The organism is Fundicoccus sp. Sow4_D5 (genome assembly GCF_052116365.1).
GTDB lineage: Bacteria > Bacillota > Bacilli > Lactobacillales > Aerococcaceae > Fundicoccus.
On sequence record NZ_JBQKLF010000008.1, the window covers coordinates 130,841 to 145,429 of the forward strand.

The window sequence follows — 14,589 nt, forward strand, 5'->3', positions numbered from 1 at the left end:
TTTATTATTGATTTTTCTCGATATCCTGCCAATTTGTATTGGTTAATATCTCTGCTTGCTCACCAACAAAGGCCTTTTTGGCTTCTTCATCCCCATAAAGCTGATATAACATCCAAGCAGTCATATACCCATCAGAACGTTCAAGCATATCCTCGTGCTCGGCACCAGATGCTCTCGCACGAATTTTTGCAACATCTTCAGGAATTTTTTCATAAATCTCAATCATATCCTTTAAAGGACTCACACCCGCAAATTCTTTTGTAACATCTTCTACACCAGCATCATCTGATTTTCCTGTTCCCGCTACCATAAAATATGGAATTCTTATTTTACTTATATCATAATCCCAACCCATATTCGTAGCGAGTAATGGATATGCAGCACTTCCTGTGAAGATTGTTTTATATGTTTTGCCGTTTTCATACTTTGTCACAGCTGCCAACGCTCCAGCTCCCCCCTGTGAGTAACCGATGATAGCAATATTTTCTTGATTAATTTTATCCGATAACACACTCTCGGTCCCAAGAGAAAGTACAAAATCCAGCGTTTTGGAAGCCGTCTCACCTGTCCCCGTTTGCGGATCATCATTGCCAACTACAATAAATCCCCAACTTGCAAGTCTATCAAAAAAGGGTTTGTAATTGACTGCTCTAGTACCACTCGCATTGACTACGAGTATCATTGGGTACTTTTTATTCGTATTCTCCAATTCTTTTGGATACCAGATGCGTATCTTTTGGATACTTTGGTTATCAGAGTCGAATTCTGTATATGCTGTTTCAAAATCACCTCGATTGGAATACTTCATTTCAACCATCGAATCACTCTTAAAATCCTTATAGTATTCATCGGTAAGATATGCCTTTCCTTCGTCCATCTTGCCTTTGATAAACAGCACACTGATTATAATCATAATAATCAATAAGGCTATACCAAATATTTTCAATAATTTTTTCATAACAAATCTCCTAATAAAATCAAGTTAACTTATGGATCAATTCACGCAAAATATAAAAAACCTCTTGATGATAAGACCATCATTCGAAATGATCTGACGCATTATTTCGTTTTATCATTCAAGAAATCAATCAAACGGTCAAACGCCTCCTTTGCAATCGGATCTGTGCGCTCTGCACCAATAAAGCCATGATCTTTGATCTCACCATATTCTATGTATGGATCAACAAGAATATTTTCACCTCCAAGCTCATTAAGTTTATTGTGCATGACATTCATATCGTGCCTATATTCACTTCCGAGCAAAAAAGCACTAGGATATTCCGCAGTTAAGCTTTCCATGTTGTTATATTTCAGAATATCATCATTCGATAGATAGATACTTCCTTTTACATAATTACCAACAAGCATTTTCGTTGCAATATTAAAATTCTTATAGTCAAGAGGTGCATCATCTAACACAACTGCTTTTACTTGAGTCGGATTTAACACAGGTACAATACCTAATGACTCAGCATAGGTAGGATTCGTGATAATACTTCCAAGCTGACTTGTCATAATTGCTCCAGCAGATGAACCCATGATTATGATATTATCCATATTCAGATGGTATTCCTTTTGATGCTCCATCATATAGGCAAAAGCACGGTTTGCTTGAATCAATGGAACTGGAAAACGGCAATCGGGAACGAGACCATAGTCCACATTCACGATGTTATATCCTTGTGCACAAATATCGTCCAATAAAGCAGTAGCATCAGTCTCTGCTAATGGATCGCCCATGTTCTTACTACCTGCAAAAAAACCTCCACCATGAAAATAGAAGAGGGTAGGACGATTTGTCATCAAGTTTGCATCAGGATAAATTACATCCAGATAACTATTTGGATATTCTGCATCATAGCGAATTTCACTAATGAGATATTGACCATTTTCTTTTTTTCCATGAATAGGTTCATAAAATGGTTCATAAGAATTAATGGGGGAATTTCCATACGTCAGTTTCTGAATCGCTCCCACAACTATCTGTGTATTTGTTGTAATGACAATATAAAGTATTATAAGTAGCGTGATCAAAACACCAAATACTGAGAAAAATATTTTCAGCCCTTTATGTTTTTTCTTTGCAGTTCTCTCCTCCACTTTAGAATTCTCCTCTTTTCACTTTTACTATATTTTTTGTATTCCTTAAAAGCCCCATCAGATAATCATTAATAAGCTAACTTTCTTCCTTGATAAATACTATTCATTTTGTCTCGTCTAAGGCAACCAATAAATATCACTTGAATTATCGTTGTAACAAGTGTATCATATCTTTATTGAGGAAATAAGTGTTTCATCAAAATGAAACAGATTGAAGAGGTTTGTATCATCTTATGAATATTAATAACCACCAAAAAAAAACTTATGTAAAAAAACAGATTACTCTTGCCCTCCTAGAACTTTTAAAAGAGAAAGCTATAGATGAAATTTCTATTAGTGAACTTACAAAAAAAGCTCAGGTTGGAAGAGTATCATTTTACCGTAACTATCAAACGAAGGAAGATATTCTTAAAGAAGAATCTGATAGGCTCATAAATGAATGGGGAAAACTTTATGAATCAAATCCGGATTCTTCACCCCAGACACTTTTTCCTTCTCTATTTGATTTCTATAAACAACATAAAGACTTTTATACAATTCTATATCATGCTGGTATGTCGACTATAATACAAGAAACCATTATTCGTACAATACAAATAACCCCTGAAATGGAAAATATTGAAGCCTATATTAAGTCATTTTGGGCATATGGTATCTACGGTTGGTTAATTGAATGGATGAAACGCGGAATGCCTGAGTCTGGTGATGAACTCTATCAATTGTTTAAGAACATGAATCAATAACCTCATTCAAGTCTTAAATTAAAACCAACACTTATACGGCATTAGAGTTTTAGATTTTTATGTGCATTTACCGTACTAGTCGCTTTCTAAAAATACTTCGCTTTTACTTTATTGATATTTATTCTTCTTTTTACAACATAATGAGTGTTCTGAAAAAAATGATATTCGTTTCAAGAGGGGGGTGCAAGGGGGTGCATTTTTCATGTCATTCATTTCCTGGTGTATGCTTGCACTCTTAGATATGTTCCCTCTTACATAATTTTTCACCTAACAAACAAGGGGTATCCCAAGCTAACATTACCTTTTAACGATAATCTTAGAATAATCCCCTGTTTTCTACACTTTATTTACTTGTCAGGGTGCAACTTTTGACATCAAAGCTAGCGTCTCCACATGTGTTGAGCATAAGCTTTGGATTGATTTTGATATTTTGGAAGCGGATCTAGTTAAATGACATTAGTCATTACTAGCAAACTACTGTCAAATTACTACAAAATCTACTCTCAATTACTATTAAACTAACAAGGTTAAGAATTTCTATTAGCGAAGCGAATAGTATTGTTTGGGGTCATTCTTTGAATTACCGTGCCATCCAACTGCTCCTTTTTCCAACATTTTAAAAAATTTTCTAGTTGTCTCTGTAATCATTTCAATTAATTCAGCAGTTATTTTTACTGTAATCCGATCATTTCCCTATAAATAAGCCCATATTTTGCGTTCATTTTCATTGAATTCATCAAAATCTAGTTTATTCTCTATGTCATCTACTCGTTCATCCAATCTCATTTGGCGTGAAGCATAGTTGTTTTCTAAATTCAAAACGATAGAATACCTGTTAAATATTAGCAGCCTGAAAATTCTTCTCTTAGATAGAAGATATCCACTGTAAGCTTTTGTATGTGGAGATATATCAACATTCTCTTTTGCGATTTTAATAAAAAGGACACTCTTACTAAAGAGTGCCCTCAACCATAACAGTGATATAATTAGTAGTTATTTTTCTTTACCGGAATCCAGATTTCACTTCGGTACTTCGGATTTTCGGTGTCAGGACTCTCGTTCCACAAAATTTCTGGCCCCGGCGCAACCTCGTACCCTGAGGATGGAAACCATTCAGAGTATATCCTCCCCCATACATTTTGAAGTGTTTTTGGGAATGGCCCAACAGATTCGAAAACAGCCCAAGTACTGGCTTCTATTTCCAATACATCGAATTTTCCTGTTTCATCACTTGAAGTTGTTACACCGATATAATGATCCAGCTCGCCTTTTTCTTCCATTCTCCCTTCCGAAAAATTAGCAGATGCACTAATAATACCTGTTGGCTCTATATTTGAGAGTGCTTTTAATTCATTAATAACCTTAGGGGTTAAAAGTTCAGTCATTTTTGCAATCTCTGGATTGACCCCTTCAAAAACAATTGCAACTCTCTTCTTAAATCCTACTAACTTAAACGACGCTTTCTCAACAATACGATAATTCATCTCGCATCCTCCTTTAATTGATAATTGAAAGGTCATTCTAGGATAGGCTTTTAACTGCGTGTTCTCACTTCTTGCTTCAGAAGGAAGAATACCATGCATAGAATGAAAAGCACGGGAAAACGAATCAGCTGAATCATAACCATATTTGACAGCCACATCGATTATTCTCAAATTTGTATCTTTCAAATCAAGAGCAGCCAGCGTTAATCTCCTTCTTCGAATATATTCTGACAAACCAATTCCTGATAAAAATGAAAACATCCTTTTAAAATGATACTCTGAGCAGTAAGCAATTTTCGACACTTCACTGTAATCAATTTCTTCAGTTAGATGCTCTTCAATATATGCCAAAGCTTTATTCATATTACTTAACGTATCCATCAAACAACCTCCTTTCAATTTCAATATTATCAAAGGATTTAATTACCCACCCGATAATCTGTGCACAATAAAGTCGACTAAGTTTAAAAATATTACTTACAATTACAACTATTATAATGAACTGAACTTCAACTACAATTAAAGACTTAGGGAGTTCTTCCGCTGAAATGTTACAAACCACAAGCGTCTCAACATGTGGCGAGGATAAGTTGTGGATTGATAATATGGTTTTGGAGTAGGCATGTGTTTGAATGATGTTGGTAATTAGTATAGAGTTACTGTAAACTCATTGCCAAATACTATAAAGTTACTAGCAATTACTATCAAAAAATACCCCAAAATATGTGTTTAAGGTTTAGCCATGGTTGTAGTGAACCCCAAAAGTTGGAGTTTATTTAATTGAATATTAAGCAGCTAATTGAGTGTCTTGTTTTCGGTATGCAACCGGAGATAAGCCGCTCAATTTTGTTTTGATACGTCGATGATTATAATAATCTATATAATGTTCGATTCGCTCTTTTAGTGTGTCATAACTTACTTTTTCGACACCGTGATACATTTCTTGTTTTAAGAGACTAAAGAAATTTTCCATCGGTGAGTTATCTAAGCAATTGCCTTTGCGAGACATGCTTTGAAAAATACCGTGTTGTTTTAAGGCATTCACCCATGAACTATGTTGATAATGCCAACCTTGATCACTGTGGATGGTCGTTCGATACAACGCATGTTCCGTGATCAAAGCGAGTGCCTCATTTAGAGGATCTAAGGCAATATCTAATGTCGGATGATTGGATATCTTAAATGAAATAATCTCACTGTTATATAAATCTAATATTAGCCTTAAGTAAAGTTTTTGGTCGTCTAAACACTTAAATTCGGTCATATCTGTCACGAGTTTTTGTAAAGGAATCGGTGTGGTAAATCGGCGATTCAGTTTGTTTTTAGCGGTTTTACCCACTGTTCCTTTGTAAGAATTATAGCGGCGATTTTTATGAGAAAACTTAGTGCACTTGATACCTAACTGGTCCATCAAGCGTTTAACTCGTTTGTGGTTAACTTGATGCCCTTTATTTTTAAGCGCCCTTTGAATACGACGATAACCGTAGTTGCCATCATTTTCATCGAAAATTTCTTGAATAAGACTTTCGAGCGCTTCATCTTTATTTTCCGTTTCTTTTTTTGAATAGTGATAATAATAAGTTGATTCTGGTAAGCCAGTTACGGTCAAAATATCTTTAAGCTTAAACTTTTCCTGACTTAATTCATAGACAATCATGGCTTGTTGTTTGCGCGTGGGTCTTTCAATCCCAGCGCTCTTAACTTTTTTAAGTAAGCTAGCTCCAGACGTAAGTATTCATTTTCTTGTTTTAATAAGGAAAGTTCATCGGTTTTAGGCGTTGACATCTTGTTTGAACCCTTCACATTTTTTGAATATTTAGGCATCTTAGGCGGTCTCCCTTGAGGTTTATTCAGACCTTTGGCACCTTCAGTTAAATAAGTTCGTTTCCAATTCGCTATAATCGACGGCTCTTTAATGTTGAATAGATTCGCGGTCTCTTTATAGGAAGCACCAGTGTCTTGCTTAAATCTTAAAACATCTAGCTTAAAATTTAAAGGATAGTGTTGCTTCGTTGTTTGATGACGTAAGCCCGCTTCGCCAAACTGCTTGTATTGATTGGTCCATTTAGTCACCAAAGACTTACTTGATAGATCATATTTTTTAGCTAATACTCGAGCACCCATTGTTCCTTGTAGATACTCTTGGACTATCTTTAATTTTAAATCAACTGAATATTTTTTAGACATACAAATAACCCCCAAAAGTTAGATTTTTAACTCTAACTTTTGGGGGTCAGTACAAAAGCTTATATACTGAGTCTTTTAATTAGATTAAAAGAAATTCAACGAGATAAACGACGATGACCGATACCGTCATAACTGCTAAAGTCACATAAGAAACTTAAAACAAACATACGCCTACATGTTCAAAACTATCAATGTAGGCTTTGAATTCAGCTTATATAAAAGCTCTATAAGTAATGGTAAGTGTACCTGTACTCACGTGCTGGTTACATTCTTCATAAGTTTGATAATTTACCTATCCAACCTAACACCTTTACTCTTATTGACTAGTTCACACAGACATACCCCTGCTTGCATAATAAAAAAGAGTCACTTAATCTTTAAACTAAGTATACTCCTTTTAATATTAGTGGGAGTTCTTATGTGGTCCATCAAGAACATTATAACATCCAGGTTTTAGTCTCTAACCTTTTGCATCAGCTACACTTTGTTACGCAGCTAAGGCTGTATATCGCTAAGCTCTAACAGCCTCAAGCAATACGACACACTCAGCAGACGACTTCTACCAATCAGACTGCGCCTGTCGGCTTGTCTTCTTGGGAAGTCCGTGCATGGGCGGAACATCTACTTCTTCTGTCCTAATGCTCTTTCACAAGTAGTGTTACCGTCTCAACGTGTCATATTGGGCATGTAATAATTGATTATAGTGTGTTGGAAATGTGGTTTGAATGATTATTATTATAAACTATTGACTGACCACTCCCAAATTTTAAATCATATATAGCCCTTTGATATACCCCTAATGCTTTCATTATATTTTCACTCTTTGAATTTGAGTGAAAACAAAAACGTTGTCGACCTTTTTCATCAATACTTGGTTCAAATCCTGTCACTTCATAAGCAGAAACTACTGTATTATTTATCCCCGTATTGATTCCTAAAATATATTTAACTTTTCCAGCTTTATCTTTCGCAACTCTCCAAGTCCCTAACGTTCTAGATTTAAGATTATGGTCATCTCAATCGTAAAAAGGGTAATCATACGTTTCATCCTGATCTAACTGGAGGGAGTCTGTTTCTTGACAGCAAGTATAAGTTCGTCAGTTTGTAATTCAGTTATGGACATTGGGAAACTTCCAAACTGTCTTTCCAAATCACCCACTTCAGTTCCCCGGACTCCATGACCATTTACTTTATTTGTTAGGTTTCGAGGCGAAAAAATGTTAAATAAATTTATTAAAGTGTTTTCGCTCGCGAACGCTTCTCGTTCTGATAACCAGTAATTTAAAATTACTTTTTTTATTGGAAATCCTTCTGCCTTAATAGCTCTGATTTTGTTAATTTTTAAGTCTTCAGTTTTATCTTCACTTTCTAATAGCAGTTCTAATTTTTTATTAAAGGCAGCTTTCTCATGATTAAAGACACGATTCCCCTTCCCTTTACCGATGTAGAATATCTCTTCCTCATCGTTACTAGTATCGACTAAACAATAGATGTAGAACTCTTTATCTTTGTTTTTATTTAAATATGATAATACTTTATCTGAAAATTTTTCCATAAAATATTCCTCTTTATCATTTTTTTCAATTCTGAAGCTATCTAGTATTCAACAAATCAATTAAATAGGCTTCAACATCCTCGTTAGCTTATCTAATGTTTTCGGTGGGTTAACCAGAATTTCACGGGCCTTATCCATATCAACTTTCACATTATATGTTAAAATTCCTGTTGGTTTACCTTTAAAAAGATAATAAACAATATAACCACCAGCAACTTCTTCAATAATCGCATCATCACGGTTTCGACTCATTTCACCAACACCTTCAATAGAAATATCTAAGACATCCGTATAAGAGAGTGGCGCACCATGATAATAAACTTCTTCAGCGCCCGTCATGTTTCGTCCCGTTACTTTCCCAGAATACTCCGCTTGCTCTTCATGTTCAAAACGATTACGTCCTATGATTACATCTGGATAATTCAACACATCTCCTGCTGCATAGATATGTTTGTTGGAAGTTTGCAAATACTTGTCAGCAATAACACCATTACCCACTTCTAAGCCAGCTGCTTCTGCTAATTCAACATTTGGATTTAATCCAATTCCTAAAACAAGAATATCCGCTTTCAATACAGCGCCATTCTCTAGTTTTAGACTTACTTGATCGTCCTCTACTTTGTAACTATCAGCATAGGCATTGTTTATCAAGGAAACGCCAATATCTACAAAGCGCTGTTGAAATTCTTTAGCAAGCATTCGTGGTAGTCGTTTTTCATTTAATATTTCATTAGGAAAAACAAGCGTCACATCCATATCATTCAGCTTTAGACCTGCTGCAAGTTCTGCTCCAACCCAGCCTCCTCCAACGATAATGACTTTGCTCCCAGGTTTGGCAAATTTTCGGAGGTTTCGGTAATCTTCTAGGTTTCTTAAAGCTAGGACACGCTCACTCTCCAGCCCATCAATCCACTTTGGAGCGCCACCCAGTGCATAAAGCAATTTTTCATATTGATAGATTTCTCCACTCTCATTCTCAATCGTTTGTTGATCGGCATTAATTTGCTTAACTGTTGTCCCAGTTAAGATATCAATCGATTCATCATCCGAAATATTATAATATATTGTTTCTTTTGGATAGTCTGGCTCTGTCCAAAATTCTTTACTTAATGGAGGACGATAGTAGGGTTTGTCAGTTTCTTGTGTGACTATCAACAATGTCCCTTCACGGTCATACTTACGAATTTCCATTGCGGCATTGGCCCCAGCCATCCCGCCACCTAATATTATATATTTATATGAATGTTGCATAAATCATGCCTCCCTTTTTCTCTTCCTACATATATTACCAAAATTCTTCTTAAATGTTTTTGTATATGCTATATTTCATATTATCTCTCGAATTATGTCTATGAGTGTCTCAGTCATTCAAGTATAACCTATTAATAAAATATCAGCTTACTTATTGCCCATTTAGAGAAAAAGAAAGCTGCGATCCATAATTGTTAAAAATATACATAAAAGTGAGACACAAAACGATGCAAATGATATTGCATCGTTCTGTGCCTCTTTAATATTTCGGTTGTGTTATATGTATCTAAGTTCAACCTTAAATACTTTAATGGTATATTCTACTATCCGTGAAGCTGCTTAAAATTCTATGCAATCAGTGACCAAAGATGTTGAATCGTACCATTCTCTAACAGAATAAAAATACCCAAGCCGATGAAAACGACTGGTACGATGACTTTTTCGTAACGCTCAACTACTTCACCAATCATAGGAACCGAAGCCAGTCGTTTGGATAAATAACATAAGATAAAAATCCCAATGATAAAAACAAGGATCACAACCATGACTTCCTGGAAGGACATTCCAGTAAAGTAAGGAATATAAATTCCCAAATTATCTCCGCCAAGGGCAATGGTCAGAGCAACCACACTCGCAACTTCTGACTGTCTATGCGACATCTTTTCTTCCAAGTCCTTTTCATCTACATCTTCATCGATGAAGATAGCCCGAATCCCTAGAATCAAAGGAAGTAAACCAAGTAACCCGATCACCCAATCTTGCGGAATAAAGTTCAGGAAGTACGCTGCAATGAGACTAAAGCCAACGAGCAACCCCGTTCCAATATATTGGCCAATATAAATTGATCGTTGTTTACCAGTATTCATGGTAGAGAAAAGAATCGTTAAAACAACCAAATAATCGATGGACGTAGAGATAAAAACTAACATTGAAGATATAATTATTTCCATAAGCTTCCCCTTTCAATATGTTTATTAGAATTGGTGGTTTTCACACAAACACATCAACTTGGCCAAAGCCAAGGGAGAATGTTTAATAAATTGCTTCATATAAAACATCCAACTTTCATATTTTTTTCACATGACTCATATGCTTTCTAAACCAACGTTTATGAAGTCGCTTTGTTCCCTCATGAATTATACCATTAAACATACAATGTTTCAGCCTCTCAGCTTGCTCATTCTGCTTGTCTTCTTGGAAAATCCGTGCATGGGCGGAACATCTACTTCTTCTGTCGCTAACGCTCTTTCACAAGTAGTGTTACCGCCTCAACATGGGACGAGTTGATAGAATTGATGTATTTGCGATTTTTGGTGAAATGGTCGTATGCGGTAACATGTCGACTATTTCGTACGTTCGTGGGAACAGGTCAAAAGTAAATATTATCGAATTCTAACTCTTGATTGAATAGTATTTCTTATTTTATTGTAAAGTTTAATTTCCTCTATATGTTCAATCACCATAGACACGCAATAATCCTGAGTATAATTTAGATCATTAATCCATTTATTTGAATTAATTATAACAAGTGTAAAGGACGAAGTAGGTATATTTTGAGGTTCCCTCTTATACTCTTTTACACCTTTTTGATAGCATCCTTTTTTACGAGTATCGATTCCCGGATCCATAACTATTTCATATTTTTTATCAATCACATTTGCAAGTTGTTCCTCATCACTTAAATCTACTTCAGCAAATTTATTTACAATGATATCAGAGTCTAACGTATGGAATAATTTAAACTCCAATTGATTTCCTAAATAACTATCTCCGCGAGTCATTCTTGTTGGTGGATTGAATGTTAGCGCCACTGGCACCCTTTTATGACCTTTGGCTTCGAAAAAAAGCTTTGGAACATCAACAGAATAGACTTGAATCTTGTTTAATCCAATTGTAGCTTCATCCAATAAAACTACTCTATTATCAAAGGACGCTATAGCATACTCATAGTTTGGTAAACCGTAACCTAATGAGTTAAAATGAAACTTCTTCTTATCGGTATTAGTCCCTTTAACATTTTTGATTTCAGGTAATCTAGTTGATTGTAACAATAGGTTTTTCAACAAATTAGCAGATCAATTTGGATATTTATTTGCAATTTTCCCAAGTATATTTGTAACCATAGGTGCTGAAAAACTAGAACCCACATCGTATGTAAATAATCTTTCCATTGGTAAGTTTGACAATAAAAGTAGCTTACCACTCATATTTTCTTTTATGTTTCCACCGCTTTCTCGTAATATCAAGTTACCACCATCGTGAACATCTCCTGGTTTTAATATATTATTAATACCCGGATCAACTCGTGTAAAAGGAGATAGCTCATTTTCATCGGCTATCGGTGTCCATAATTCTTTTTTATGAAAGTCTAGTGATTGCTCCATAATATTAATTTCATGAGCTACTAACCCTACTGTAATAGAAAGAGCAGAAAGGTAACGCAGCGATCGACTACTACAAACACTACAAAAAAATAAAAAATGTTGCAGTAGACATAAAGTCACTTTACCTAAAAAGGAACCGAAGTATATTAAAGAAAAAGTTGCTCAAGGATGGCCACTAGACGTCATCATTGGATGTTTTGAACAGCCAATCAGTTGTTCAATGAGAACCTTATATCGTCGATTTAAATATGGCATCTTTGATATCACAACACTCCCTATGAAAGGTAAGAGAAAGTTAAACGAACACCAAGAACGACGGGGAAAACAAGCGTTCAAAAGAAATATCTCTGAAAGAGAAAAAGACTACCCTCTATTTAAAGATGAGTTTGGTCACCTTGCTAGAAAATCATCAAATTATCAAACACCTTTGGAAGTATTTTCAAATTACATAAATGACTCACGTTTGTCTAGCTTATATTGACAATTCAAAAATAATTTAATTCATCTCGATTTTTTATTCTAACTACAATTTATTTCTTTCTCACCCTCCCCTACGCATATCACTTGCCCCAACCTTCATTTAATATTATATTATAATCAAATTATTGTTTGCTTTTTTCTCTGGTGGTTAATATAGTAATCACTTGGATGATTCTTTGAGGAGTAAAACGTAAAAAATAATCTTCTTTAGAATATTAAAAGGCGTTACCCTATTTTTTCTAAGGTAACGCCTTTTTATTAGTCTTTCGTCCATATTGAAATACCAACTTCAGTATCTTCATAATACTTATTACCATATTTCATGATCAGTAAAGCATACCAAAGGTCACCTACACAACCTGCGAAATGCATACTACCCATAGCGATAAAAAAGAGTGTATTTATCCAAGTGAATTGATAAAGGATAAATAAGACAGATGAAATGAACACACAAGGTGCTAAGACAATGATTAAAAACTGCCACCAGGTATATTTACTGCCAGGATTCGTTGCGTATGCCATCCCATTTTTAAAGCCAAATGTTACCTTACCTGTTTCTGAAAATACTTTGAAAAAGAGACCATGGATTAATTCATGGATAATAATCACCGCAAAATAACAAGCAAGGAATATAAGGGAATTTATAAAATACTGGGCTAAAGATTCCGGATATAAATTAATTGAATCCTGTATAGAGAGCCCTCTAAATATCAAAATGCCCAACAAGAAGAGTGGTAGCGCAGCGATATTTATGCCAATAATTACCTTCTTATCCTCAAGCAAATTGTATTCTCGTATTCGTTCCACGTTAACCTCCAATATGGTATCTAACCTTTTTAATCGTCACAGTGTTACATACCTTATATGCTAACATATCGGAAAAAATCTATAAATTAGCTACTTCATCTCGTAATTTCTTATAGCGGTGCCAGTTAATAAATGAGCCCAATAAGAATGAGGCAACTAATATGACAAGTAACCAACCAGAAAAAATTCTCATTAGGGCAAATGGGGTTTCGAAGGCAAATGCACTCCAGAATTTAGCCCCTGTCATTTGCCATAGTTCTGGTGTTAAGTAGGCTGATTTAAAAGTATAGAAGTTTAATAAATCTACTAGTTCTAGATTTAATATGATTGGTAAAAAACAGATAAATAAGGTCACTAAGTACTTGGCGTATCTTAGGTATAACTGTGCTTTCGAGTCTTCATCAGAATATAAGATGCTATCTCCGCTTGGATTATCCTGTCTAAAATATTGCAGACCATTCCAGCGATTACCATAAATATGGTACCAATCACCGTCTTCATATAAAGATAAGTAGTTTTCATATGCTGCTTTGTTCTTGAATTCACGAAAATCAATCCGCGTAATTGGGACGAAGTCGGTTTCAGCTTCACGAAAACGATATAGTATGGAGCCAATAGGTATGCTAGCTAGATATAAATGTTTATGTCTTTGTGCGTTTATCCATGCTTCTTCTTTTTCAATATCTGCAAATAAGAATAATTTAAACTTATATGTTGATTTATACATAGTACCCCTTCTCTCTTAATTAAACAATCGATAACCTAATGCAGTTAAATTGGATAATCTACCAATTTCTGCTTCAAGTACTTCTTTTCCTTTTTCTGTAATTTGATAAACTTTTCGTCGTTTATTTTCGCTAGGTACTTCCTCAATCCAAGCCTGTTTATAAAGATTGTCTAATGCACCGTACATTGTACCGGCTGCAATTTTGACATGATTGTCGCTTAGTTCCTCCACATTTTTGATAATGGCATAGCCATGACGTGGTTCTAGTAAACTCAATAAAATTAAATAGGTTGTTTCTGTAAGTGGTAAAGCGCTGTTACGCATGATGATCATCCCTTATTCGTTATATACAGTTGAACTGTATAGTTAGATTATATACAGTCAGACTGTATATTGCAAGTATCTATTTAAAATTCGCAACTCTTCCATGCAAAAATAGGCAAGAAATCGCTCTAAAGACATTCTCTTATCAGGTAAAATACTATCCAGTAAAAAAGAAGCTAGCTTTTAGTTCACTAACTCCTTTTACAATTATTCAGTTATGATAGTAAAACCGTGATTGGAAATGGGTGAATAGTTATCAGCTACTACGGACGAAACTTCCTAGCATGCCTTAGTAGTGAAAGAGGATGACTGACCCACATCATTCTGTTACGGACTTTAAGCCTTACGGAATGAGTCGTCAGCCAAGCTCAGAGACTTCGGCTCTGGGTGGTCCCACTGCAAGTTGAGCTCTGCAGGATAGACAGGTTTCTGCTTCAGAATAGTGGGGGGGGGGGGGCGGGGGGGTTGGGGGCGGGTGTGGGCCCGTTTTTTCGCGGGGTGGGGGGTGGGAGGTATGGGCGCCATTGGGGGTTTGGCCCGCCTGGCG

Annotated in this window: 14 protein-coding genes and 1 pseudogene; 2 read left to right on the forward strand and 13 right to left on the reverse strand. The window is 35.4% G+C overall.

Annotated features, from left to right (window positions below; all coding sequences use genetic code 11):
- Positions 1-4: 4 nt before the first annotated feature.
- On the reverse strand, positions 5-958 hold the full coding sequence (locus tag ACTQ45_RS10085) for a poly(ethylene terephthalate) hydrolase family protein (RefSeq protein ID WP_153862807.1): 954 nt from the start codon (positions 956-958) through the stop codon (positions 5-7).
- A 101-nt stretch (positions 959-1,059) separates the two neighbouring features.
- The gene (locus ACTQ45_RS10090; protein ID WP_441763604.1) at positions 1,060-2,100 is read right to left on the reverse strand and encodes an alpha/beta hydrolase; all 1,041 of its coding nucleotides are present in this window, start codon (positions 2,098-2,100) and stop codon (positions 1,060-1,062) included.
- Positions 2,101-2,333: 233 nt separating this feature from the next.
- On the opposite strand from ACTQ45_RS10090, the gene ACTQ45_RS10095 reads away from it, so the two are divergent.
- A complete protein-coding gene (locus ACTQ45_RS10095; RefSeq protein ID WP_441752432.1) occupies positions 2,334-2,843 on the forward strand; it encodes a TetR/AcrR family transcriptional regulator in 510 nt (169 codons plus the stop codon).
- 986 nt (positions 2,844-3,829) lie between these two features.
- Here the strand turns inward: ACTQ45_RS10095 and ACTQ45_RS10100 are convergent.
- The 8 genes from ACTQ45_RS10100 to ACTQ45_RS10135 form a co-directional block, all read right to left on the reverse strand.
- Complete coding sequence (locus tag ACTQ45_RS10100) at positions 3,830-4,708, reverse strand: AraC family transcriptional regulator (RefSeq protein WP_441763605.1); 879 nt, start codon at positions 4,706-4,708, stop codon at positions 3,830-3,832.
- Positions 4,709-5,114: 406 nt separating this feature from the next.
- Complete coding sequence (locus ACTQ45_RS10105; RefSeq protein WP_441763606.1) at positions 5,115-5,984, reverse strand: IS3 family transposase; 870 nt, start codon at positions 5,982-5,984, stop codon at positions 5,115-5,117.
- Positions 5,981-6,514 carry a transposase gene (locus tag ACTQ45_RS10110; RefSeq protein WP_441763607.1) on the reverse strand — a complete coding sequence of 178 codons (534 nt, stop codon included), beginning with the start codon at positions 6,512-6,514 and terminating at the stop codon, positions 5,981-5,983. Before ACTQ45_RS10110 ends, ACTQ45_RS10105 begins: the two co-directional genes overlap by 4 nt.
- Positions 6,515-7,568: 1,054 nt before the next feature.
- The gene (locus tag ACTQ45_RS10115) at positions 7,569-8,069 is read right to left on the reverse strand and encodes an LEM-3-like GIY-YIG domain-containing protein (protein WP_441763608.1); all 501 of its coding nucleotides are present in this window, start codon (positions 8,067-8,069) and stop codon (positions 7,569-7,571) included.
- A gap of 60 nt (positions 8,070-8,129) precedes the next feature.
- The gene (locus tag ACTQ45_RS10120) at positions 8,130-9,320 is read right to left on the reverse strand and encodes an NAD(P)/FAD-dependent oxidoreductase (protein ID WP_441763609.1); all 1,191 of its coding nucleotides are present in this window, start codon (positions 9,318-9,320) and stop codon (positions 8,130-8,132) included.
- 347 nt (positions 9,321-9,667) lie between these two features.
- Positions 9,668-10,270 carry a CadD family cadmium resistance transporter gene (locus ACTQ45_RS10125; RefSeq protein ID WP_138405393.1) on the reverse strand — a complete coding sequence of 201 codons (603 nt, stop codon included), beginning with the start codon at positions 10,268-10,270 and terminating at the stop codon, positions 9,668-9,670.
- A 432-nt stretch (positions 10,271-10,702) separates the two neighbouring features.
- Positions 10,703-11,371 carry a hypothetical protein gene (locus ACTQ45_RS10130; RefSeq protein WP_441763610.1) on the reverse strand — a complete coding sequence of 223 codons (669 nt, stop codon included), beginning with the start codon at positions 11,369-11,371 and terminating at the stop codon, positions 10,703-10,705.
- Positions 11,372-11,395: 24 nt separating this feature from the next.
- Positions 11,396-11,704 carry a S8 family serine peptidase gene (locus ACTQ45_RS10135; protein WP_441763611.1) on the reverse strand — a complete coding sequence of 103 codons (309 nt, stop codon included), beginning with the start codon at positions 11,702-11,704 and terminating at the stop codon, positions 11,396-11,398.
- A 50-nt stretch (positions 11,705-11,754) separates the two neighbouring features.
- On the opposite strand from ACTQ45_RS10135, the pseudogene ACTQ45_RS10140 reads away from it, so the two are divergent.
- Positions 11,755-12,101 (forward strand): annotated as a pseudogene (locus ACTQ45_RS10140) (IS30 family transposase); the annotation flags it as partial.
- 341 nt (positions 12,102-12,442) lie between these two features.
- Here the strand turns inward: ACTQ45_RS10140 and ACTQ45_RS10145 are convergent.
- The 3 genes from ACTQ45_RS10145 to ACTQ45_RS10155 all read right to left on the reverse strand — a co-directional run bounded on the left by ACTQ45_RS10145 (position 12,443) and on the right by ACTQ45_RS10155 (position 14,045).
- Positions 12,443-12,991: a DUF3267 domain-containing protein gene (locus ACTQ45_RS10145; RefSeq protein WP_441763612.1), complete on the reverse strand. Its 549-nt coding sequence runs from the start codon at positions 12,989-12,991 to the stop codon at positions 12,443-12,445.
- 79 nt (positions 12,992-13,070) lie between these two features.
- A complete protein-coding gene (locus ACTQ45_RS10150; RefSeq protein WP_441763613.1) occupies positions 13,071-13,718 on the reverse strand; it encodes a DUF2812 domain-containing protein in 648 nt (215 codons plus the stop codon).
- A gap of 15 nt (positions 13,719-13,733) precedes the next feature.
- On the reverse strand, positions 13,734-14,045 hold the full coding sequence (locus ACTQ45_RS10155; RefSeq protein ID WP_441763614.1) for a PadR family transcriptional regulator: 312 nt from the start codon (positions 14,043-14,045) through the stop codon (positions 13,734-13,736).
- Positions 14,046-14,589: the final 544 nt, after the last annotated feature.